The following is a 21,229-nucleotide window of genomic DNA, read 5'->3' as shown; positions in this document are numbered from 1 at the left end:
TAGACCGGGTACTGACGATCTGCGAGCGATGGGAAGTTCGGGCCGCTGTGATCGGTCGGGTCACAGACGGTGGAGCACTGCGCATTCTGGACGGCTTCGGCGGCGAGGTACTGGCCGACATCCCAGCCACCTCGCTGCACGAGGACGCCCCTCTCTACGACCGACCGCGGTCCGAGCCGAGTCAGCCACCGGGCCCGTCGGCCGACGACCTTCCAGCGCCGGCCGATCCCGGCGCTGACCTACTCGACCTGCTGGTCGATCCAGCCTGGGTATACCGGCAGTACGACCACCAGCTCTTCTTGAACACGGTGGTAGGTCCGGGCGATGACGCCTCGGTGCTCAAGCTTCGACATCCCACCACCGGTGCGGAGACGGGACGGGGTCTCGCTCTGACCACCGACGGGAACCACCGCTGGTGCGCTGTGGACCCCCGGAGAGGCACGGCCCACGTGGTGGCCGAGTCGGTCCTGAACCTGGCTTGCGTGGGAGCCCGGCCGCTGGCCGTCGTTAACTGCCTCAACTTTGGTAACCCCGAAAAACCCGAGGTGATGTGGCAGCTTTCCGAGGCCGTGGACGGTATGGCCGAAGCCTGCGACGCCTTTGGCGTGCCGGTGATCGGCGGGAACGTCAGCCTCTACAACGAGTCGGCGGGGTCAGACATCGACCCCACGCCGGTCATCGGACTGCTGGGGGTGGTGGACGACCTGCGGCGTCGGCCCCCGGGGGCCACGCTGGTTGACGGCCACCGCCTCGTGGTACTGGGCCCCGAGGCCACTTCGCTGGGAGGTTCCTTGTGGGGCGCTGCTCACGGGGCGCCGGGTGGTGCGCTGGCCCCGTTGGACTTCGACCTCCATCTTCGGGTGGCTGACGTGGTCCGGGACCTGGTGTCGGGTGGCTTGGTGGACGGCGTGCACGACGTGTCGGCCGGGGGGCTGGGGGTGGCGGTGGCCGAGATGGTGGTTCGATCCAGCGTGGGCGCCCACCTGGCCCGGATCGCCGACCATCGGACCCTGTTCGGAGAGGGACCCAGTCGGGTGGTGGTGGCCGTCGATCCCGAACGTCTGACCGAGGTGCTGGCCATTGCCGAAACTGCGGAGGTGCCGACCGTCCGCCTGGGTCTGGCTACCGGATCCCGGTTCATCGTCAAGGGCCTCCTCGACGTCACCGTGGACGAAGTGGTGGCCGCCTATACGGGCCGGCTCCCAGAGGCCCTGGGCGTTGGGACTACGAACCGATGAACCGACCGGCGACCACCCCCGACATCGCCGGTGCCTATCCCGACGACGACACGCCGAAGGAGGCGTGCGGGGTCTTTGGCGTCTTCGCTCCGGGTCAGCCAGTGGCCCACCTGACCTACCTGGGCCTCTACGCCCTCCAGCACCGGGGACAGGAGTCGGCAGGGATGGCGGTCAGTGATCGAGAGTCCCTGACGGTGGTGAAGGACATGGGCCTGGTGTCCAACGCCTTTGACGACCGAACGCTGGCCACCCTGACCGGGGATCTGGCTATCGGGCAGACTCGCTACTCGACGACCGGCTCGAGCACGTGGCGCAACGCCCAGCCGGTCTACCGGGGCGTCGACCACGTCGAGTTTGCGCTCGGCCATAACGGCAACCTTGTCAACGTTGAGCAGTTGGCCGCCGAGTGCGGGATGCTCCCTGGCACCGTGACGTCGGACAGCGACCTGGTGGCCGAGATGCTGGCCACGGAGCTGGCCGGCCGGGGCGACATGGACCCAGGCGAGGCGTTCGACGAGGCACTGACCGAGGTATTGCCGCGCCTCCACGGTGCGTTCTCCCTCGTGCTGGCCGACCACGATCGGATCATCGGCGTCCGGGATCCAAACGGCTTCCGGCCCCTCTGCCTCGGCCGCCTGGACAGCGGGTGGGTGCTGGCCTCCGAGTCGCCGGCCCTGGACGTGATCGGGGCCCACATGGTCCGGGAACTAGACCCCGGCGAGGTGGTGGTGATTGACGACACCGGGTGCCGGTCGTTCCGACCGTTTTCCGACGAAGACGTGGATCCTCGGCTCTGCTTGTTCGAGTTCGTCTACTTCGCCCGTCCAGACGCCGTCCTGTACGGCCAGAGCGTCCACCACGCCCGGGTGCGGATGGGCGAGATGCTGGCCAACCACGCCCCGGTGGAGGCTGATCTAGTGATGGGCGTACCGGAATCCGGGATCCCGGCCGCCGAGGGCTACGCCCGGGCCAGTGGGATCCCCTACGGCCAGGGCCTGGTCAAGAACCGGTACATCGGGCGCACCTTCATCGCCCCCACCCAGGCCCTCCGGTCGGCGGCCGTGCGAATGAAGTTGAACCCGCTACGGGACAACATCGAGGACCAGCGACTAGTAGTGGTCGACGACTCGATCGTTCGGGGTACTACCACTCGGGCCATGGTGCGCATGCTGAGAGCCGCCGGAGCCGACGAGGTCCACCTGCGGGTCTCGTCGCCGCCATACCGGTGGCCGTGCTTCTACGGCATGGATACCGGTGCTCGCAGCGAACTACTGGCCGCCAACCTCACCGTGGACGAGATCCGGGAGTATCTCGAGGTGGACAGCCTCACCTACCTCACCTTGGACCACCTCCTGGAGGCTACGGGGGCCGTCGGTGCCGGGTTCTGTGATGCCTGCCTGACTGGGACCTACCCCGTCGAGATCCCGGTGAACCTGTCCAAGGGGGTGCTGGAAGGGGGGGACGGTCCACCTCCAGAACGTTCCATGCCGGTGCACGCCAACGACGAGGACAACGAGCTGCCCACCCAAGCCGCCGGTCGCCTGTTCGGACGGGACTGAGGGTCGTGGCCGGGAGCACAGGCAGGAGCTACCGGGAGGCCGGGGTGGACCTAGACGCCGGCGCTGAAGCCGTTCGGCGGATCGGGCCACTGGTCCGGTCCACCCGTCGGTCTGGGGTGGTGGGTGACATCGGCGGCTTTGGCGGCCTCTTTGACCCGTCGGCAGCCGGGTTCCAGGATCCCCTGTTGGTATCGGCCACCGACGGGGTGGGGACCAAGGCCGAGATTGCCCGACTGACCGGCCGCCTGGACACCATCGGACGGGACCTGGTGGCCATGTGCGTCGACGACCTGGTGTGCGTCGGGGCCACGCCACTGTTCTTCCTCGACTACCTGGCTATCGGCCATCTGGATCCGGAAGCTGTGGAATGCCTGGTAGCGGGGATCGCCGCCGGATGCGTAGAAGCCGGCTGTGCACTGATCGGAGGTGAGATGGCCGAGCACCCGGGGGTGATGGCCGTTGACCAGTTCGACCTCGTCGGCTTCGCTGTGGGGGCGGTGGAACGTGGGAAGCTCCTCGATGGCTCGGCCGTTGTGGCCGGAGACCTGCTGGTTGCTCTAGACAGTCCGAACCTTCGGTCCAACGGCTTTTCCCTAGCCCGCCGCCTGGTATTCGACGTGGCCGGGCGGTCGTTGGCCGATTCGGCCTGGGAAGGGGCCAACCAGACGCTGGCCGATGAGCTTCTCGCTCCCAGTGTTATCTACGCCCCGGCGGTGGTCGCCACCCTGGCCGCCCACGAGGTTCATGCCGTGGCCCACGTGACCGGTGGGGGTCTGCCTGGCAATCTCCCCCGGGTGCTGGGCGACGCGGTGGACGCCGTGGTCGATCCCACCACGTGGGAGGTCCCGCGGATCTTTCGTGAGCTTCAGGCCATGGGTGGCGTGGACGACGACGAGATGGCCCGGGTGTTCAACATGGGCGTGGGGATGGTGCTGGCCGTGCCAGCCTCTGGAGTCGACGACGTGGTGGCCACGTTGGCCACCCATGACCGATCCGCCTGGGTAGTCGGTGAGTTGGTGCCCGGGTCGGGCACGATGACGTACCGGGAGGAGACGGGAGCATGACGGTGGCACGCGAGGCCCTAGTGGCCCATCTCCTGGAACACTCCATCCGGACCGGGGAGTTCACCCTGAAGTCAGGCCGGACCAGCACGTGGTTCTGCGACTCCAAACAGACGGTGTGCCGGGCCGACGGCATCCTCCTGGTGGCCGCCGCAGCTCTGGAGGCCCTCGAGGCGCTAGAGGCCGACGGCGGTCCGGTCACGGCCATCGGTGGGCTGGCTGCCGGAGCCGACCCGGTGGCCTTCGGAATTGCCGCCGTAGCTGCCACTCGCGGACGGAATTTGCGGTCGTTTAGCATTCGCAAGGAGTCCAAGAGCCATGGGGTGGAGGGCCGCCTGGCCGGTGCCCTGCAGCCCGGCGACCGAGTGGTGGTCTGTGAGGACACGGTGACCCGGGGAACCTCGGCCTTGGAGGCCGCGTCGGTGGTACGAGAACTAGGTGCCGACCCGGTAGTCATCCTCCCGGTGGTCGACAGGGGTGGGACGTGCGCCGCTGCGGCCACCGAAGCGGGCATCGCCTTCGTACCACTGGTTACCGCGCCTGACCTGGGTTTTCCGTACGAGGGGCCCTGACCCCCCCGGTGTCGCCTCCGCCATACCGAACCAGTCTCATCCGAGAGTCCGATGGAGGTGGCCGACAAGGCCACTCGTAGGCTCGGACGGTGCCCTTCCTTCCTACCGCGGCCTACTCCATCCACATGGAGGTGGCGCTGGACAACGTGCCCAACACTCTGGGCCGGTTGGCCACGGCGATCGGCGAAGCTGGCGCCAACATCGTTTCCATGGGCGGTTTCGACGTGCGCGGGGACCACCTGATCAATGACGTCGTCGTCAACTGTCGGGACGAGGACCACGCAGCGAGGGTGGTGGCCGACGTGGAGGGGCAGGAAGGCGTGGAGATCCTGCGCTGGTTCGACCGGACCTTCGACATGCACGAGGGCGGCAAGATCGAGGTGGTTTCTCTCGCCGAGGTCAACGACCGCCACGACCTGTCGATGGCCTACACGCCGGGCGTGGCCCGAGTTTGCATGGCTATCCACGAGGATCCGGCCCGGGCCCACGACCTGACCATCAAGAAAAACACAGTTGCGGTAGTCACCGACGGAACAGCTGTCCTCGGTCTGGGCGATATCGGCCCGACGGCCGCCATGCCGGTCATGGAGGGCAAAGCCCTCCTGTTCAAGGAGTTCGCCGGAGTGGACGCGTTCCCGGTGTGCCTCGACGTGTCGGACCCGCAGGAGATCATCGACACGGTCATTCGTATCGCGCCGACGTTCGGTGGCATCAACCTGGAGGACATCGCCGCACCGGCCGCCTTCGTGGTGGAGGAAGCCCTGCGCAAGGCCCTGGATATCCCCGTCTTCCACGACGACCAGCACGGAACGGCAGTGGTGACACTGGCCGCGCTCTGGAACGCTTGTCGTCTCACCGAGCGTCGGATCAGCGACCTCTCGGTGGTTATTGCCGGAATGGGGGCAGCTGGGGTGGCCGTGGGCAAGATCCTGCTCAACGCAGGAGTCCAGAAGATCGTAGGTGTGGACCGATCGGGAGCCGTCTACTCCGGTCGGGACAACCTGAACCCGGCCAAGGAGTGGTTCGCCACCAACACCAACCAGGACCGCCGGATGGGAACCCTGCAGGAAGTAATGGTCGGTGCCGACGTGTTCATCGGCCTTAGCGGGCCGGGCCTGGTCAGTGCAGCTGACCTGCGGACCATGAACCAGGACCCCATCGTGTTTGCCATGGCTAACCCGGAACCAGAGATCCGACCCGAGGACGCCGACGGCCTGGCCGCCGTGATGGCCACCGGCCGGAGCGACTACCCAAACCAGATCAACAATGTGCTGGCCTTCCCGGGTATTTTCCGAGGGGCCTTGGACGTGGGGGCTACCGACATCACCGAGAACATGAAACTGGCCGCTGCGAAGGCCATCGCCGACTCGGTGTCCGACGACGAGCTGACGGACCGCTTCGTGGTCCCATCCGTCTTCGATCGGGCAGTGCCCGCCCGGGTAGCAGCCGCGGTGGCCGAAGCCGCGCTGGCCGACGGCGTCTGCCGCGGCTGAACCCAGCACCAGACACCAGACACCAGACACCATGGTTTCACCGGTCCGAGCTGTCACCTTCGACCTCTGGAACACCCTGCTAACCGGTATTCCTGGAGCGGTCGAAACCAGGACTCGGTTCTGGCGCCGGGTGGTCAACGAGCGTGGCTTGGACATCGACGACAAGCTGATCCACCGAACCCTGTCGACACTGCCCGCGCGCTTTGACGAAGAGTGGCGGGCCGGTCGTCAGTACGGCCCCACCAGGGCCCTGAAGGAGTGCTTCGCTGCCTTCGGTGACCGCATAAATGCCGAGGACCGGGACGCACTTGCCGAAGCGTTCGATTCGGCGTCGTTCGCCCTGGAGGTAGTTTCGGTGCCCGACGCCGCGCACGTCCTGTCCACGGTGGTGGATGCCGGCGTCGTCGTCGGATTAGTCAGTGACACCTCCTTGGCAACCGGTCGGCACCTGCGAAAGTTCCTCGATCACCACGGCATCCTCGACCACCTCACCTTTGCCGCTTTCTCCGACGAGGTCGGCGTTTATAAGCCCGATCCGGCGATCTTTCTTGCTGCAATGGATGGGCTGGGGGTTGACGACCCGGCGAGCGTCACCCACGTGGGAGACCTGAAGCGGACAGACGTAGCCGGGGCGCGGGCCCTGGGTATGGCCACGGTGCGGTTCCGGGGGGCGCTCGACGACCTAGAGGACGGGCTAGAGGCCGACCACGTAGTGGATCGACTGGACCAGATCCCGGCGGTACTGGGTCTGGCCTGACCACCGGGCCCGGTTGGCCCGGCCACGAGGTTCGGGCGAGGATCGAGGTTGTGCGGTCCCTGTGGTTCCACCTGATGCCCTATCCGGACCTTCCGGACGGGTTCGCTGACCAGCACCGGTCGGTCTGGGTGGACATCGACCCCGGCCTCTACGACCCAGAGGTCGGACACCGGGCCTACCACGACTATCTCGATGAGTTGGAGTACGCGGCGTCGGTCGGTTTCGACGGAATCTGCGTGAACGAACACCATGCCAACGGGTATGGCCTGATGCCCAGTCCAAACCTGATGGCGGCCACCCTGGCCCGCTCTACGGATGACGCGGCCATCGTGGTCATGGGTGATTCGCTGGCCCTCTACAACCCGCCCCTGCGAGTGGCCGAAGAGTTGGCCATGGTCGACGGCCTATCGGGTGGTCGTCTGGTAGCCGGTTTTCCGGTGGGCACGCCAATGGATACGTGCTTCGCCTACGGCATGAACCCGCTTACCCTGAGAGAGCGCTACTACGAGGCCCATGACTTGGTCGTCCGAGCCTGGACCGCCGAGGAGCCGTTCGCCTTTAACGGCACCTACACGAAGCTCCGTTACGTGAATCCGTGGCCCCGCCCGGTCCAACAGCCACACCCTCCGATTTGGATTCCTGGAGGTGGGTCGGTGGAGACCTGGGAGTGGTGCGCCGAGATGGACTACGTCTACTCGTACCTCTCCTACTTCGGGTACAAGGCGGGCCAGGCCACCATGCGGGGCTTCTGGCAGCGGATGGCCGACCTGGGGCGGGAGCCGAACCCGTTTCAGGCTGGCTTCATCCAGTTCGTCGGGGTGGCCGACACTGACGCTGAGGCCCGCCGGTTGTACCGGGAGCCCGCCGAGTACTTCTTCAACCGGTGTTTGCACCTGTACCCGCCGTTTGCCGACCCGCCGGGCTACCAGACAGAGGCCACGGTCCGGGCCGGGGTGGAGGGCATGGTGGCCCGGGCCGCCGCACGGTCGGCCGACAGGAAGAAGGCTCCGACAGGGTCGTCGACTGACGGCAGTTTCACGTTCGATGAGATGGTCGAGCGCGGGTACGTGGTCATTGGGTCGCCGACCTCGGTAGCTGAACAGCTGGTCAACGTGGCCACCACGCTAAACGTGGGGAACCTGATGCTGCTCCTCCAGTTCGGGAACATGGACCGCGACCTGACCATGTTCAACACCGACCTGGTGGCCCGGGAGGTCCTCCCAGAGATCCGGGGACTCTTCGAGGACGAGTGGGAACACCGCTGGTGGCCGACCCCGATGGGGGCCGGCCGCCGCCGTTCGGTGGGCGGGGTTCGGTGACGGTGGACATCGAGCGTCGGGAGGTAGCCACCGGATCCGGTCCGGTGACCACCTTTGAACTGGGCAAAGGTCCAGTGGTGGGGTTTCTCCATGGACCGGCGGGGCTGGACGAGCCGACGGCCTGTATGCACGACCTCGCGGTCGACCACCGGGTGGTAGCGCCCTGTCTGCCCGGGTTTGGTCCCACGCCGGGGGATCCGACCCTGCGTACCGTCCACGACTGGGTGGTGTTCCTGTCGGAGTTGACCGACCGGCTGGGGCTGGTCGGATCCCGGTGGGTGGCCTCTTCGGTTTCGGCCATGCTGGCCCTCGAACTAGCCGCCGTCCGCCCCGAGGCGTTCCGGTCGCTGGTGGCCGTTGCCCCGACCGGCCTGTGGGACCCGGACGATCCTGGGGTCGACCTCTATTCGCTCTCCCTGACAGACCAGGAGGTCCATCTGGTGGCCGACGAGGATGTCAGGACGGCGCTAGCCGCCATGCCCGAGGGGCTCGACGCCGACGGCCTTGTCGAGCTAGGGGTCTCCCGTTACGTGCGGCGGAGAACTGCGGCCTCGCTGGTCTGGCCCTTACCCGACCACGGCCTGGCCGACCGTCTGCACCGGGTGGTAGCGGAGGTGGTCCTGGTCTGGGGGGCCGAGGACCGAATCGTGCCTCCGTCCTACGGCGAGTGGTTCGCCGGCCTGCTCCCGACGGCCACCGTGGCACCCCCGATCGCCGGGGCGGCCCACCTGGTCGCCCTCGACGCCCCGGCAGCCGTAGCGGCGATTGTGCGGAACGATTCCGGGTGAGCGGCCTGGAGGTCCTGGTCGTCGTCCTGGCCGTGGTGGCCGGTGCGGTGGCCCAGGCTTCGAGCGGGTTCGGGATCACCCTCATCGCGGCACCCGTTCTGGTGGCCGTGGAACCGGCGTTTCTCCCGCTCCCGATGATGATCGGTGGGATGACGGTCGGTCTGCGACACCTGGTGCGCGAACGGTCGGGGATCGAATGGTCGTACCTGTCCCGGTGCCTGGTCGGCATGCCGATCGGGGTGGCGCTCGGGCACCTGGCCACGGGCACGCTTTCCGAGAGCGGCCTCAAGGTGGCTGTTGGGGCGCTGATCGTCCTTGCTGTGGTGCTGGTCGCCGTCGGATGGGCACCGCAGAGGGGTCGGTGGACCGCCCCGGTCTGCGGCCTGCTAGTGGCCTTCGGAACTCGGGTGGCAGCCCTGCCCGGCCCGCCGTTCGTGATCCTCCACCACGACCGGCCCCCATCGATGATCCGACCCAACCTGTCGGCCCTGAACCTGGTGAACCTGGTGGTGATCGTCACCATCATGGCGACGACTGGCCAAGTCACCGCCGCCGACCTTGGGCGGGGAGCCCTAGTCGCCGGGTCGGCAGCCATCGGCCTGGTCGTGGCGCCACCGGTACGGCGGTGGGTGGACCGGAGATGGTTCCGGCCCCTGATCCTGGTCCTGGCCGGGTTAGGGGGCCTAGCTGTAGTTGTGGGCGAGGTGGTCTGACACCCGAGTCCCACCCCTGGCATGGCTACTGGGCCGGATCGGGCGTTCAGGTAGGTTCGGGTCTTCCATGACCGCCATCCCGCGGCCCACCCCGCCTTACGCCGGCACCATCGGTCGTCTGACCGAGGACTGCCAGCCGGTCGCCCTCAAGATGGAGGGCGCTCCCGAGGGGGCGCCCAACGTGGTGATCGTCCTCCTGGACGACGTGGGCTTCGGGTCGTTCGGGGCTTTCGGCGGACCGGTTCCCGCCCCCGGCCTGGAGCGGGTCGCTGCCGACGGCCTGCGTTTCAACCGGTTTCACACCACGGCTATCTGTGCTCCGACCCGGGCCGCGATGCTCACCGGCCGCAACCACCACACCGTGCACATGGGTCACATCACCGAGGCGGCGACCTCCTATCCGGCCTTCGACTCGGTCATCCCCCGGGAGGCGGCCACGGTGGCCGAGGTGCTCCGCCAGAACGGCTACGCCACAGGGATGTTCGGCAAGAGCCACCTCACCCCGCCTTGGGAGAGGGGTCCGGCGGGACCGTTCGACCGTTGGCCCACCGGGTTGGGCTTCGACCGCTTCTACGGGTTCCCGGGCGCCGAGACCTCGCAGTTCGAGCCCGACCTCTACGACCAGACCACGCCGGTCGCCCCGTTTGAGGGGCGGGACGACTACCACCTCACTGAGGACATGGCCGACAAGGCCATTGAGTGGATACAGCGGATCAGGGCTCACCGACCTGACAAGCCGTTCCTGTGCTACTTCGCTCCCGGTGCCGTCCACACGCCGCTGCACGTTCCCGACGCCTGGCTTGACCGCTTCCGCGGCTTCTTTGACGACGGCTGGGATGACCTGCGCCAGTCGATCTTCGAGCGGCAGTTGGCCTTGGGGGTCATTCCGCCGGGCACGGCTAACACTCCCCGACCCGACGTGATCCCATCCTGGGACGACTATCCCGACCGGTACAAGCCAGTGGCTCGTCGCCTGATGGAAGTGTTCGCGGCCTTCCTGGCCCACACCGATGCTCAGGTGACCCGCCTCATTGACGCCATCGAGGCCATGGGCGAGTGGGACGACACCCTCTTCATCTACGTCACCGGTGATAACGGGGCGTCGGCCGAGGGTCGCATTCACGGGACCTGGTCCCTGCCCGCGCTTCAGAACGGGCAGGAGGAGGATCCCGAGTTCCTGCTCGAGCACATCAACGACTTCGGCACGGTCCGAAGTGAGTGCCACTACAACGTCGGGTGGGCGTGGGCCATGGATGCACCGTTCCAGTGGATGAAGCAGGTGGCGTCGCACTTCGGGGGAACCCGCAACGGCTTGGCCGTTTCGTGGCCCCGACACATCACCGACGCTGGTGGACTCCGGGACCAGTTTCACCACGTCATCGACCTGGCGCCCACCATCCTCGCCGCGGCGGGCATCGAGGCCCCGGCCATGGTGAACGGCATCGAGCAGATGCCCGTCGAGGGCCAGTCGATGCTGGCCTCGTTCACCGATCCCGGAGTGGATGGCCGGCGTACCCAGTACTTCGAGGTGATGGGCAACCGCGGTATCTATCACGACGGGTTCATGGCTTCCTGTTTCCACGGGAAGGTCCCGTGGGTCCGGTTCGGTTCGGCGCCGTTCGACGGCCCGCAGGAGTCCTGGGAGCTCTACGACGTGCGTGACGACTTCTCCCAGAGTCACGACCTGGCCGATGAGCGTCCGGAGCTGCTGGCCGAGATGCAGGACCTGTTCCACGAAGAGTGCCTCCGCAACGGCGTGTATCCCTTGCGGAACGCCGGCAACCGGGACCCGGCGGTCCGGGTGCCGAGGGCGCCGGCCGGGGTGAGGCAGATGACGTACACCACGGCGCACGTCCGGATGCCCGAGCAGGCCGTGCTGAACATCAAGAACCGCTCGTACCGCATCACGTGTGACCTCGATGTGCCCGAGAGGCCGGTCGGAGTGCCGACCGACGGGGTGCCAGAAGGGGTCATCGTGTGCCAGGGCGGCAGCTTCAACGGGTGGTCGATTTACCTTGACGAGGGCCGACCGACCTGGCACTACAACCTCTACGGCCATGAGCGGACCACGATGGCCGCCGACGAGGCGCTGGTTCCCGGTCGCCGGGAGGTCACCGTCTTGTTCGACTCCGACGGGGGCTTCGGTGCCGGCGGTGTAGCCACGCTGGCCGTGGACGGTCGGGTGGTCGATCAGACCAGGTTGGAACGGACTGTGCCGGTGGTGTTCGCCATGGGTGGCGAGTCGTTCGACGTGGGGGTCGACACCCGGTCACCGGTCGGGCCGTACCCGCATGGGTTCGCGTGCACGGCGACTATCCACGGCGTGACCGTCGAACTCCTTGACGAGGTCGACGATGAGACCCGGGCCCAGGTGGCCGCCGGGATGCTCCGGGCCGAGGCGGTCACCCAATAGGGCTACCGGCGGTTCAGCCGAAGGTGACGGGGACGATACGAGGCCCCCGTACTTGTCCGCCGGCCCACGTCACAGCGTCCGGGTCGGACAACGTGAACTCGGGGATGCGCTCAAACCATGTCTTGAGCGCTACCTCCATCTCCATGCGGGCCAGGTTGGATCCAGCACAGCGGTGGATGCCGACGCCAAAGGCGATGTGACGGTTGCGCTGCCGGTCGAGCTGCACCTCGTGGGGGTTTTCGAAATGGTCCGGATCGTGGTTGGCACCCGGGAAGTTCATGAGGATCTTGTCACCCTTCTTGAACGTGACCCCGCCGTACTCGACGTCCTCGGAGGCGTTTCGGGCCATGGTCACCGGCGCGTAGAAGCGCAGCAGTTCCTCGATGGCGGTGTCCCACAACTCCGGCTGGTCCACCATGCGGCGGCGATCGTCGTCATGTCCGGCGAAGTGCCACAGAGCGGAGCCTATGGACGACCAGGTGGTGTCGATGCCGGCCACCAACTGCAGGTTGCACATGCCGACGACCACCTCGTCGGGCAGCAGTTCACCCTCGTGCTCGGTCTGGCACAGGGCGGTGATGAGGTCGTCCTTCGGATTCTGTCGCCGGTCGGCTACCTCGGCAGCGAAGAAATCTCGAATGATGTCCCGGTACTTGGCCCGCAACTCCGGCTGCTGGAGCCCCAACTCGAGCACGCCGCGCACCCACTCGATGAAGTCGTCCACCATGGACTCGTCGACCCCAAGCTTTCGGGCAATAACCCGAGGCGGGATCTGCTGGGCGTAGTCGACTGCCGCGTCGCACTTCCCGTCGTCGATGAACCCGTCGATGAGTTCATGGCAGAGCTGCTCAGAGTAGGTGCGCTCGGCGGCGATGCCCTTAGGGGTGAAGTGGGGCAGTAGGGCTCGACGTGTCCAACCTTGCTCGGGCGGATCAGCACTGATGGGGGATGCCGCGTTGTAGCCGGTCGAGTCTTTCTTGACTAGGGCATCGGGCATGTCGATGACGATGGGTGATTTCGACGACAGGACAGGGACCATCTTGGCCATGGCCTGGAGGTCGTCGTACCGGGTGGGGAGCCACGATCCGCCGTAGCGGTCGGTGTGGGCGATGGGGCAGGCGTTACGCAGCTCGGCCCATGCCGAGAACGGGTCCCGGAGGTAGTCCGGGTCGAACATGTCGTAGTCGGAGGCCAGGTCGTGGATCGGGCAGCGTTCGGGGGTGGCGTCGGCCACCGGATCGGTCGAGCGGTCAACGGTGTCGGTCACAGCGTCAATCCTCCTCGATGGTGATGGCGTACTCGGGACAGTTGTCCACGATCAGCTTGGCCTTGTCCTCCAAGCCCTCGGGCACCTCACCGTCGTTCAACTCGAAGGCGTTGCCCAGGTCGTCAACGTCCACCAACTCAGGGGCCAGCGCGTAGCAGCGGCTGTGGCCCTCGCACTTCTCGGCGTCCACTTTGATTCTCACGGGTACCCCTATCGCCATGCCGGTTTCTATCGGTCGGCTACACCCTTCCAGACGATAAGCCCACGGGGTCTCGCGTTGGGAGTCCGGCCGGCGTGGCGAGCGTGTCGTTGACCGCGGTCAGCCCATGGGCAGGTTGATTGATTTCGACTCCACGAACTCGGCCAACCCATACCGGCCCAACTCGCGGCCGTTGCCCGACTTCTTGTAGCCGCCGAACGGCGCCTCGTGGTTGAGGAAGGCACCGTTCATGTCGACCTGGCCGGTGCGGAGCCGCTTGGCCACGGCCAACGCCCGGTCTGTGTCCGTTCCCCACACCCCACCCGAAAGCCCGTAGTCGGTGTCGTTGGCGATGGCCACCGCGTCGTCCTCGTCGTCGTAGCCGATGATCGACAGCACAGGACCGAAAATTTCCTCACGGGCGATGGTCATGGAGTTCGACACGCCGGCGAACACAGTGGGACGCACGTAGTAGCCGTCCTCGTAACCCTCGGGCAAGTCGTCGGGCTTGCCAGTTCCGCCGGTGACCAGGGTGGCGCCCTCGTCGATCCCGGCCTGGATGTAGCCCTGGACGCGCTCCCACTGGGCCTGAGATACCAGAGGGCCCAGACCGGTGCCTTCGGCCTGGGCTGGGCCCACCACCTGGGCATCAGCTGCTGCTGCGGCCAGCTCGGCGGCCTCGTCCATCCGGTCAGCCGGGACCAGGAGGCGGGTGAGCGCCGAGCAGGTCTGGCCGGAGTTGAGGTAGCAGGCGCCCACAGCCTTGGGAATGGCGGTCGCGAAGTCGGCATCGTCAAGGATGATGTTGGCCGACTTACCGCCCAACTCCTGGTGGACGCGGGTGACGTTGGCGGCCGCCACCTCAGCGACCCGGGTACCGGCCCTCGTCGAGCCGGTGAATGAAACCATGTCAACGTCGGGATGGGCAGCGATCGCTTCGCCGACCACTGGGCCGACACCGGAGACCAGGTTGAACACACCGGGTGGGAAGCCCAGCTCATCGATGATTTCGGCCAGCACGAAGGCGTTCAGAGGTGCGACCTCACTGGGCTTGAGCACCACTGTGCAGCCGACGGCCATGGCTGGGGCAATCTTCGCCATGATTTGGTGCAGCGGGTAGTTCCATGGCGTGATGCAGCCCACTACGCCCATTGGCTCGCGAGTCACCAACGTCCGGCTGATGGTCTCCTCGAAGGAGAACTCTCGGGCTGTGCCGGACACGCCACCGGTTGTGGCCATAGGCATGCCGACCTGGATCATCTTGGCCAAGGGCAGTGGCATGCCCATTTCCTGCGAGATGAGGGTGCCCAGATCGTCCATGCGGGCGCCGAACTGGGCAGCCAGACCCTCGATGAGCACTAGACGTTCCTCCAGCGGGGTAGTCGCCCAGCCGTCGAAGGCTGCCCGGGCTGCGGCCACCGCGGCGTCAACGTCGGCGGGCGTGCCCTCGGGCACCGAGCCGATTACGGATCCGGTCGAGGGGTCGTAGACGTCGATGGCGTCATCTCCGCACGAGTCCACCCAGGACCCGCCGATGTAGATCTGGTTCCGCTGGTTCATCTCCACCCATCCTCGTGGTCGGCTTTTTCCCCGGGCGGCCCGTCCGGAGGCACCCCGATGATGGTGGGCAGGCAGTGGTGGTGCCAACCGGGAGCCGGTTGCTGGAGCTGGCCCGGGCTCGGGGAGAAACGACGGAAGGCCCGCCCGGGGGGCGGGCCTTCTGCGGTGGTCGGGCCCGGCGTCGATCCGGGGACCCCTCGCTTTTCAGGCGAGTGCTCTTCCAACTGAGCTACCCGACCGCGTCCCACCTGTTCCGAAGAGCCGGCGAGATTGGCGGTCCTGACGGGATTTGAACCCGCGACCTCCGGCTTGACAGGCCGGCGTGCACTCCAAACTGCACCACAGGACCAGGGCGGAACGTCTGGAGTCGTTCCATCCTTCGTACCCCCAACGGGATTCGAACCCGTGTTACCGGCGTGAAAGGCCGGCGTCCTAGGCCGCTGGACGATGGGGGCCGGACCTCGCTGAGAGCGGAGCCACGTTACCAGCGGCCCTCGGAGACGCGTCACGCATTGGTGCCGTCCGGTCCCCTCGCGGCGACCACCGCCTCCTCTAGCAGGAAACCCAGCCACGCCAGCAGAGCCCGCGCCGGTGCGTCATCCGCCTCTGGGTCGAACTGGTCCTCCTCAGATACGTCCAGTCGGGTTCCCAGCAGCAGGCGGAGGCCATTCAGGACCTGCATCCAGGCCGCCAGCTCGTCGTCGGTCAGTGACGGAGAGCCGGCGGTGGTCTCGACGGTGGCAGCGGCCTCCAGGCGGAGCTGGACCAGGTCGTCGTGGACCAAGCCGGCGTAGTCGGCGTCCCGGTCCGGGTCGTCGGGATAGGCGGTGGGGTAGAGGCGCCGTAGGCCGGGGTCGTGGTCGTCGGCCACCACGGACCGAAACTGTCCTGCCAGGTCAACCAGCATCGACCGCTCTTCCTCTCCCAGTCGGATCAGCGTCTGGTCCCCGTCCCGCTGGAAGGCCACGGGTCGTCGTCGTCGCAGGATCACAGCTCGCTCAGTCGTCCTGCTGCATGGTCGCCCATAGGCCGTGCTCGTGGAGGCGGAAGACATCCATCTCGGCCTTTTCCCTGGTGCCGGTGGACACCATGGCCCGGCCCTTGTGGTGGACGTCCAGCATGAGGCGGTCGGCGGTAGCCCTCGAGTACCCAAACAGCTTTTGGAACACGTGGGACACGTAGGACATCAGGTTGATGGGATCGTTCCAGACCAGGACAACCCACGGCCGGTCCACGTCGACCTGCTCGTCCTGCTCAAGGTCCGGATCCTCGACCTCCAGCGGTGTCGGTCCGAAACTCACGCCGGACCATCCACGTCCGACCGGACCCGGTCGGTGGCCCGCAACCGGACCATGACCACCGAGCCCCAGAGGGCAGTGGCCCCGGCCACGTGCAAGACGACAAGGACGGCGGGAACACCGGTGAGGTACTGGGTCCAGCCGAGGGCCGCCTGGGCGACCACCACACCGACCAGCCACCGCACGGGCCCCCGCAGGTGGGGGGCGTCCCGTCGAACAGCCACCACGAGGACTACTACCACCAGCAGCAGGGTCACCACGACAGTGCCGTGGACTCGTGCCGCCTCTCGGACGACTAGCGGGAGTCGGGCCACCGGCTCGTCCCGGCTTCCGGCGTGGGGGCCAGAGCCGGTCACCAGGGTCCCGGTGGCCAGGACGGCGAGCGCCAGTCCGGTCAGGATGGCGGTCAGGTGTCGGACGGTCGCCGCGGTGTGGACCGCCGGTCGGGCGTGGTCACCGGCCCGGTGGTGGAGAACCACCGCGTTCCACACCAGGACCATGGACAGGGCGAAGTGGCCGAGTACCAGCCACGGGTTCAGGTGGCTGAGCACCACGATCCCGCCAAGCAGGATCTGGGCCGCCACCCCGGCCACTAGGCCCCATGACCAGGCCACGAGGTCGGTCCGACGGGGGGTTCGGGCCAGCGAGCCCAACACGGACAGGGCCACGGCTCCCGACACCAGGCCGGTAACCAACCGGTTGCCGAACTCCACCCAGCCGTGGAACTCGGCCTCGGGGACAAAGCGGTCCTGCTCGCAGGTCGGCCAGTCCGAGCAGCCCAGGCCGGATCCGGTTAGGCGAACTGCGGCGCCGGTTACGACGATGGTGGCCAGCAGGCCGAGGGCGATGGCACAGATCCGTCGGTAGGTATCGGGGGATAGCCGAGGAGGCGTCAGGGCCATCCCCCGAGGCTACGAGTACCGGTGGTCGGGGAGTGCTCGTGGTCTGGGTCGGGATCGGGTGACCGAGGGTCCGTAGGATCCGCAGCCATGGAGATCAGGAACCGTGTTGTGGTGGTGACGGGAGCGGCGAGCGGAATCGGGGAAGCTCTGGTGGAGCGCTTTACCGCTGAGGGAGCCCGGGCCGTGGTGGCCGTGGACCGAGATGCTGACGGCGTGACAGCAGTGGCCGACCGGGTAGGAGGTACTGCGGTGGCCTGCGACGTCACTGATGAGGAAGCCGTGCGGTCCCTGATCAACGGCACGGTGGCCGCCCATGGGGCGATCGACCTCCTGGTGTCCAACGCCGGATACGTCACCGTGGGAGGCCTGGAGGCTCCAGACGACGAGCTGCGACGCATGTTCGACGTGCACGTCATGGCGCACCTGTACGCAGCCCGCCACGCCATCCCTCACATGGTGGCCGCCGGGGGCGGGCATCTTCTCAACACCTCGTCGGCCGCTGGCCTGCTCACCCAGATCGGGTCGCTGCACTATTCGGTGACCAAGAACGCTGCCGTCTCGCTGGCCGAGTGGATCAGCGTTACCTACGGCCATCTGGGCATTGGGGTCTCGGTGCTGTGTCCCCAGGCGGTGGCTACCAACATCGGCGCCAACAGCCCGACAGCCGGCCTGCTGCCCGCCGACGGGTCGGCTAGCGCGGCAGCTGTCGACGGGGTCTTGACGGCCGCCGAACTGGCTGAAGCGGTGGTCGAGGGATTGGCGGACAGCCGGTTTCATATCCTTCCGCATCCCGGCGTGGCCGAGTATGTGCGCCGCAAGGCCGACGACGTCGACCGCTGGCTGGGCGGCATGCAGCGCTTTCAGCAGCGGCTTTTCCCCGATGGTCGTACGCCTGCCGACTGGCTCTTGGGCTAATGGCTTGGCCGGGCCGATCGGACCCGGCAACCCCTAGCCTGCACCCCGTGTCCACCTCCCCAACTAATGCCAAGGTCTTCTCGGTTGGGGAACGACTAGCTGGATACTTGGCGCTCACCAAGCCACGCATCATCGAACTCCTACTCGTCACGACAGTGCCCACCATGTTCGTTGCTCAGGGCGGGGTCCCGTCGGTCTGGCTGATGGCGGCCACGGTGATTGGCGGCACGTTGGCCGCGGGTGGTGCCAATGCGGTGAACATGGTGGTCGACCGGGACATCGACGGCCTGATGGAACGGACCATGCACCGGCCGCTGGTCCAGGGCGTGATGTCCCCTCGGGCTGCACTGACCTTCGCCGTTTGCATCGAGGTTGCTGCCTTCACCTGGCTGCTTGCCACGGTGAATCTGCTGAGCGCCGTGCTGGCCGTCTCGGCCACCTTCTTCTACGTGTTCGTCTACACCCTGTGGTTGAAGCGCACCACGACGCAGAACATTGTCATCGGGGGAGCGGCCGGCGCCGTTCCGGTACTGGTGGGATGGTCGGCGGTGACTAACACCCTGGGTTGGGCGCCAGTCGTTCTCTTTCTGATCGTCTTCTTCTGGACGCCGCCCCACTTCTGGGCTTTGGCCATCAGGTACCGCGACGACTACTCCGCCGCTTCGGTACCCATGCTCCCCTCGGTGGCCACGCTGGCCGAAACGGCCCGGCGGATCATCTTCTACAGCGTCGTCCTGGTCGGCCTCACCCTGGTGTTCGCCTCGGTGGCTGGCATGGGGCCGGTCTACGTGGGTTCAGCCCTTGTCCTGGGCCTGCTGTTCGGTGCTATGGCGGTGGCCGTCCGACGCGATCCGTCGGAGCGGACGGCCATGCGACTCTTCTCTTACTCGATCACCTACATGACCCTGCTCTTCGCGGCGATGGTCGTGGACGTCCTTGTCCGGTGACCGGAACCGCCCGTTCAGGCCGGACGGGGCCCGCTGCACCGGCTAGTTTCTCGCAAGCGTTCCAGCGCCGGATTCGGTGTTGATCCGCCTAGCCTCTTGTGGTCCGGGACCGCTCGGACGGAGGACTCAGGGCCCCGCACAGGCACTCCGAGCGAAGAAACACCGATGACAACGACCGACGAAACAGGCAGCACCGGCAGCACCGTGCTCGAAGAGGCGGTCACCTCCACCGACCCCACGGTGCTGGCCAAGGTATGGGGCTTCGGAGGCATGACGTCGGTCCTCCTCGGTGCCGTTGCCGGCCTCCTTGTCGGCTTCGAGCGCCTCGACCTCACCTCGGCCGACCTGCTTGGCAGCGCCGACGAAGTCTTCCAGTTCTGGTCGGCACACCGTGTCGCCCTCGTCCTGCTCGGCGTGCTTCCTGCCCTGATGACATTGGCCACCACGGTGGTGCCCCGTCAGTGTGGGGCTAACACGCTGGTCTTCCCTCGGGCCGCTGCCCTGGCCTGCTGGACATGGCTGGTCGGTGCCGTACTGACCGTTGTCGGCTTCCTAGCCGACGGAGGCCTCGGAACGCCGGGTACCGGCGGCCAGCGCCAGGCCACTGCCCTGACTCTGATGGGCCTCTTGCTGGCCATCGCCGGCCTGCTACTGGCCACTGTGTGCGTCGTGACCACGATTGTCTCCGGTCGATCGACCGGAACCGGCCTCCGCGATCTGCCGTTCACCAGCTGGACCACCCTGGTAAGCGCCACGATATGGGGCAGCATGCTGCCGGTGCTGGCCGCCAACATCGTGTTGGCCTACGTCGACCTTCAAGGCCGCCCGGCCGTGCGGTTCGGCGCCGAAGATGCCATCTGGGAACAGCTCTCCTGGATGTTCACCCACCCTGCTGTCTACGTGCTGGCCCTCCCAGTGCTCGGCATCACCTTGGACGTCTTCTCGGCGACCACCGGGACAACCCAGGCCAACCGGGATGTCCTGCTGGTGGCCACCGCCGCCTTCGGCTTCCTGTCCTTCGGCGCCTACGCCCAGTCATTTTTCGACACGCCAGGCACCCCAGTCATGGAGGAGGCCCTTTATGTGGTGATGGCCTTCGCCATCGTGCCGGTGGCTTTGGCCATCCTGGGTGGGGTGGCCGACACGCTTCGACGGGGTGCTTCAAATCTTGGTACACGCCCGCCCGCCGAGGTGGTCTGCGCCCTGCTTTCCGTCCTACTGATCGTGGCCGGCACCGCCGTTGGAGCGCTCCGGGTCATCGCCCCGCTGGACCTTCTCGGTACCTCGGTCACCGGTGCTCAGTTCACGCTGGTGGTTGGTGGGGCAGTCCTCGGTGTGGGTGCTGGCTTTCAGCACTGGGGTGACGACCTGGTGGGTGGCCCAGGTGCCCGTCCCGGCCTGAACCTCCTGGGCGGACTGGCCGTGGCCGGCGGGGTCGTCCTCGTCGGGGCCACCGACCTGATCAGCGGCCTGCTCGGCCAGAGCGACTTCACCGGCGTGGACCTGGCCACCGCCGGGTACCCGGGCTCCGGGGTCGACGGCCTGAACCTTGTCTCTATGGTGGGCTCCCTGGCCCTGGTAGGTGGCCTGGTGGCCTGGCAGGCGTCGGGGATCCTGCACCTAACGGCCGCCAAGAAGGCAGGCTCCGCCTGATGTCTGCCGCCCCGGCCGCCCCGACCCGTCCCAGAACCCTCGTTGTCGCCTCGGCGTTCGGCACGGGCAGCGTCCTGCTCTACTTCGGCGGGCTCTTTGCCCTCTACTTCTCCATCCGGGCCGATGCCATGGCATGGGGGACTGCCTGGTTCCCCGAGGGAGCCATCCAGTTGGTGCCTGGTGGTATGAACATGGCCACTATGGCCCTCTCGGCCATCACCATGGGCTGGGCCGTCTCAGCCGTTCTCAACGATGACCGAGTCCACGTCTACCTGGCCCTCGCTCTCACCGCCGTGTTGGGCATTGCCATGGTCAACCAAACGGCGTTCTATTTCGCTGATATTGGGCTACCCATCGACGCCAGCGAAGCAGCGACGCTGCTATTCGTGATCGTCGGCTCGCATCTGGTCATGGTGGCTGTTGGCGTTGTCTGGCTGGGCCTCCTCCTGCTGCGGGCCCTGGGTGGGCAGGACACCAGCCGCCACCGCGACCTCGTTTCGGCGGCGGCCCTCTACTGGTATGCCGTGGTGGCCGTTTACTCGGTCATCTGGATCGGCATCTACATCGCCAAGTAG

General features: G+C 66.9%; 20 protein-coding genes and 3 tRNA genes. 14 read left to right on the top strand and 9 right to left on the bottom strand.

Annotated features, from left to right (window positions below):
* The 10 genes from MK181_01045 to MK181_01000 all read left to right on the top strand — a co-directional run.
* The coding region (locus tag MK181_01045; GenBank protein MCH2418379.1) for an AIR synthase related protein at positions 1-1,238 on the top strand (1,238 nt) is incomplete at its 5' end.
* Positions 1,235-2,797, top strand: a complete 1,563-nt coding sequence (purF, locus tag MK181_01040) for an amidophosphoribosyltransferase (GenBank protein ID MCH2418378.1) — start codon at positions 1,235-1,237, stop codon at positions 2,795-2,797. The genes MK181_01045 and purF, both read left to right, overlap by 4 nt.
* 44 nt (positions 2,798-2,841) lie before the next feature.
* Positions 2,842-3,861 (top strand): phosphoribosylformylglycinamidine cyclo-ligase, encoded by a 1,020-nt coding sequence (purM, locus tag MK181_01035; GenBank protein MCH2418377.1) that lies wholly within the window; start codon positions 2,842-2,844, stop codon positions 3,859-3,861.
* Positions 3,858-4,430 carry an orotate phosphoribosyltransferase gene (pyrE, locus tag MK181_01030; GenBank protein ID MCH2418376.1) on the top strand — a complete coding sequence of 191 codons (573 nt, stop codon included), beginning with the start codon at positions 3,858-3,860 and terminating at the stop codon, positions 4,428-4,430. Before purM ends, pyrE begins: the two co-directional genes overlap by 4 nt.
* A 356-nt stretch (positions 4,431-4,786) precedes the next feature.
* Positions 4,787-5,923, top strand: a complete 1,137-nt coding sequence (locus MK181_01025) for an NADP-dependent malic enzyme (GenBank protein ID MCH2418375.1) — start codon at positions 4,787-4,789, stop codon at positions 5,921-5,923.
* Between the two features lie 31 nt (positions 5,924-5,954).
* Complete coding sequence (locus MK181_01020; protein MCH2418374.1) at positions 5,955-6,680, top strand: HAD family hydrolase; 726 nt, start codon at positions 5,955-5,957, stop codon at positions 6,678-6,680.
* A 50-nt stretch (positions 6,681-6,730) separates the two neighbouring features.
* The gene (locus MK181_01015; protein MCH2418373.1) at positions 6,731-7,999 is read left to right on the top strand and encodes an LLM class flavin-dependent oxidoreductase; all 1,269 of its coding nucleotides are present in this window, start codon (positions 6,731-6,733) and stop codon (positions 7,997-7,999) included.
* Complete coding sequence (locus MK181_01010) at positions 7,945-8,787, top strand: alpha/beta hydrolase (GenBank protein ID MCH2418372.1); 843 nt, start codon at positions 7,945-7,947, stop codon at positions 8,785-8,787. Before MK181_01015 ends, MK181_01010 begins: the two co-directional genes overlap by 55 nt.
* On the top strand, positions 8,784-9,500 hold the full coding sequence (locus MK181_01005) for a TSUP family transporter (GenBank protein MCH2418371.1): 717 nt from the start codon (positions 8,784-8,786) through the stop codon (positions 9,498-9,500). Before MK181_01010 ends, MK181_01005 begins: the two co-directional genes overlap by 4 nt.
* Before the next feature lie 67 nt (positions 9,501-9,567).
* Positions 9,568-11,913 carry an arylsulfatase gene (locus tag MK181_01000; protein MCH2418370.1) on the top strand — a complete coding sequence of 782 codons (2,346 nt, stop codon included), beginning with the start codon at positions 9,568-9,570 and terminating at the stop codon, positions 11,911-11,913.
* 13 nt (positions 11,914-11,926) lie between these two features.
* On the opposite strand, the gene MK181_00995 is transcribed toward MK181_01000, so the two are convergent.
* The 9 genes from MK181_00995 to MK181_00955 form a co-directional block, all read right to left on the bottom strand.
* Positions 11,927-13,180, bottom strand: coding sequence for a cytochrome P450 (locus MK181_00995; GenBank protein MCH2418369.1), 1,254 nt, complete (start codon positions 13,178-13,180; stop codon positions 11,927-11,929).
* Between the two features lie 4 nt (positions 13,181-13,184).
* On the bottom strand, positions 13,185-13,382 hold the full coding sequence (locus MK181_00990; protein ID MCH2418368.1) for a ferredoxin: 198 nt from the start codon (positions 13,380-13,382) through the stop codon (positions 13,185-13,187).
* Positions 13,383-13,499: 117 nt separating this feature from the next.
* Positions 13,500-14,939: an aldehyde dehydrogenase family protein gene (locus MK181_00985; protein MCH2418367.1), complete on the bottom strand. Its 1,440-nt coding sequence runs from the start codon at positions 14,937-14,939 to the stop codon at positions 13,500-13,502.
* A gap of 166 nt (positions 14,940-15,105) precedes the next feature.
* Positions 15,106-15,178 (bottom strand) — tRNA-Phe (locus tag MK181_00980).
* Positions 15,179-15,210: 32 nt separating this feature from the next.
* Positions 15,211-15,288, bottom strand: a tRNA-Asp gene (locus MK181_00975).
* Positions 15,289-15,321: 33 nt separating this feature from the next.
* A tRNA-Glu gene (locus MK181_00970) sits at positions 15,322-15,394 on the bottom strand.
* 50 nt (positions 15,395-15,444) lie between these two features.
* Entirely contained in the window at positions 15,445-15,906 is a 462-nt protein-coding gene (locus MK181_00965) for a DUF2017 domain-containing protein (protein MCH2418366.1), read from the bottom strand.
* A gap of 31 nt (positions 15,907-15,937) precedes the next feature.
* Entirely contained in the window at positions 15,938-16,240 is a 303-nt protein-coding gene (gene clpS, locus MK181_00960; protein ID MCH2418365.1) for an ATP-dependent Clp protease adapter ClpS, read from the bottom strand.
* On the bottom strand, positions 16,237-17,139 hold the full coding sequence (locus MK181_00955) for a COX15/CtaA family protein (protein ID MCH2418364.1): 903 nt from the start codon (positions 17,137-17,139) through the stop codon (positions 16,237-16,239). Before MK181_00955 ends, clpS begins: the two co-directional genes overlap by 4 nt.
* 87 nt (positions 17,140-17,226) lie before the next feature.
* On the opposite strand from MK181_00955, the gene MK181_00950 reads away from it, so the two are divergent.
* From MK181_00950 to MK181_00935, 4 genes are all read left to right on the top strand, one after another.
* Complete coding sequence (locus MK181_00950) at positions 17,227-18,054, top strand: SDR family oxidoreductase (GenBank protein ID MCH2418363.1); 828 nt, start codon at positions 17,227-17,229, stop codon at positions 18,052-18,054.
* A gap of 47 nt (positions 18,055-18,101) precedes the next feature.
* Positions 18,102-19,001, top strand: coding sequence for a heme o synthase (locus MK181_00945; protein MCH2418362.1), 900 nt, complete (start codon positions 18,102-18,104; stop codon positions 18,999-19,001).
* Positions 19,002-19,166: 165 nt separating this feature from the next.
* Positions 19,167-20,654: a cbb3-type cytochrome c oxidase subunit I gene (locus MK181_00940; protein MCH2418361.1), complete on the top strand. Its 1,488-nt coding sequence runs from the start codon at positions 19,167-19,169 to the stop codon at positions 20,652-20,654.
* Positions 20,654-21,229 (top strand): cytochrome c oxidase subunit 3, encoded by a 576-nt coding sequence (locus tag MK181_00935; protein MCH2418360.1) that lies wholly within the window; start codon positions 20,654-20,656, stop codon positions 21,227-21,229. Before MK181_00940 ends, MK181_00935 begins: the two co-directional genes overlap by 1 nt.

The sequence above is a fragment of the Acidimicrobiales bacterium genome (genome assembly GCA_022452035.1).
In the GTDB taxonomy this organism is placed as follows: Bacteria; Actinomycetota; Acidimicrobiia; order Acidimicrobiales; family MedAcidi-G1; genus UBA9410.
This window is presented reverse-complemented; position numbering and strand designations above follow the sequence as displayed.

Bases quoted from the DNA above. Each gene is read 5' to 3' on its own strand.
- MK181_01000 (MCH2418370.1), top strand. From the start codon at position 9,568: ATGACCGCCATCCCGCGGCCCACCCCGCCTTACGCCGGCACCATCGGT.
- MK181_00985 (MCH2418367.1), bottom strand. From the start codon at position 14,939: ATGAACCAGCGGAACCAGATCTACATCGGCGGGTCCTGGGTGGACTCG.
- MK181_00935 (MCH2418360.1), top strand. From the start codon at position 20,654: ATGTCTGCCGCCCCGGCCGCCCCGACCCGTCCCAGAACCCTCGTTGTC.
- MK181_00950 (MCH2418363.1), top strand. From the start codon at position 17,227: ATGGAGATCAGGAACCGTGTTGTGGTGGTGACGGGAGCGGCGAGCGGA.
- purF (MCH2418378.1), top strand. From the start codon at position 1,235: ATGAACCGACCGGCGACCACCCCCGACATCGCCGGTGCCTATCCCGAC.
- MK181_00940 (MCH2418361.1), top strand. From the start codon at position 19,167: ATGACAACGACCGACGAAACAGGCAGCACCGGCAGCACCGTGCTCGAA.
- MK181_00955 (MCH2418364.1), bottom strand. From the start codon at position 17,139: ATGGCCCTGACGCCTCCTCGGCTATCCCCCGATACCTACCGACGGATC.
- MK181_01020 (MCH2418374.1), top strand. From the start codon at position 5,955: ATGGTTTCACCGGTCCGAGCTGTCACCTTCGACCTCTGGAACACCCTG.
- pyrE (MCH2418376.1), top strand. From the start codon at position 3,858: ATGACGGTGGCACGCGAGGCCCTAGTGGCCCATCTCCTGGAACACTCC.
- MK181_01025 (MCH2418375.1), top strand. From the start codon at position 4,787: ATGCACGAGGGCGGCAAGATCGAGGTGGTTTCTCTCGCCGAGGTCAAC.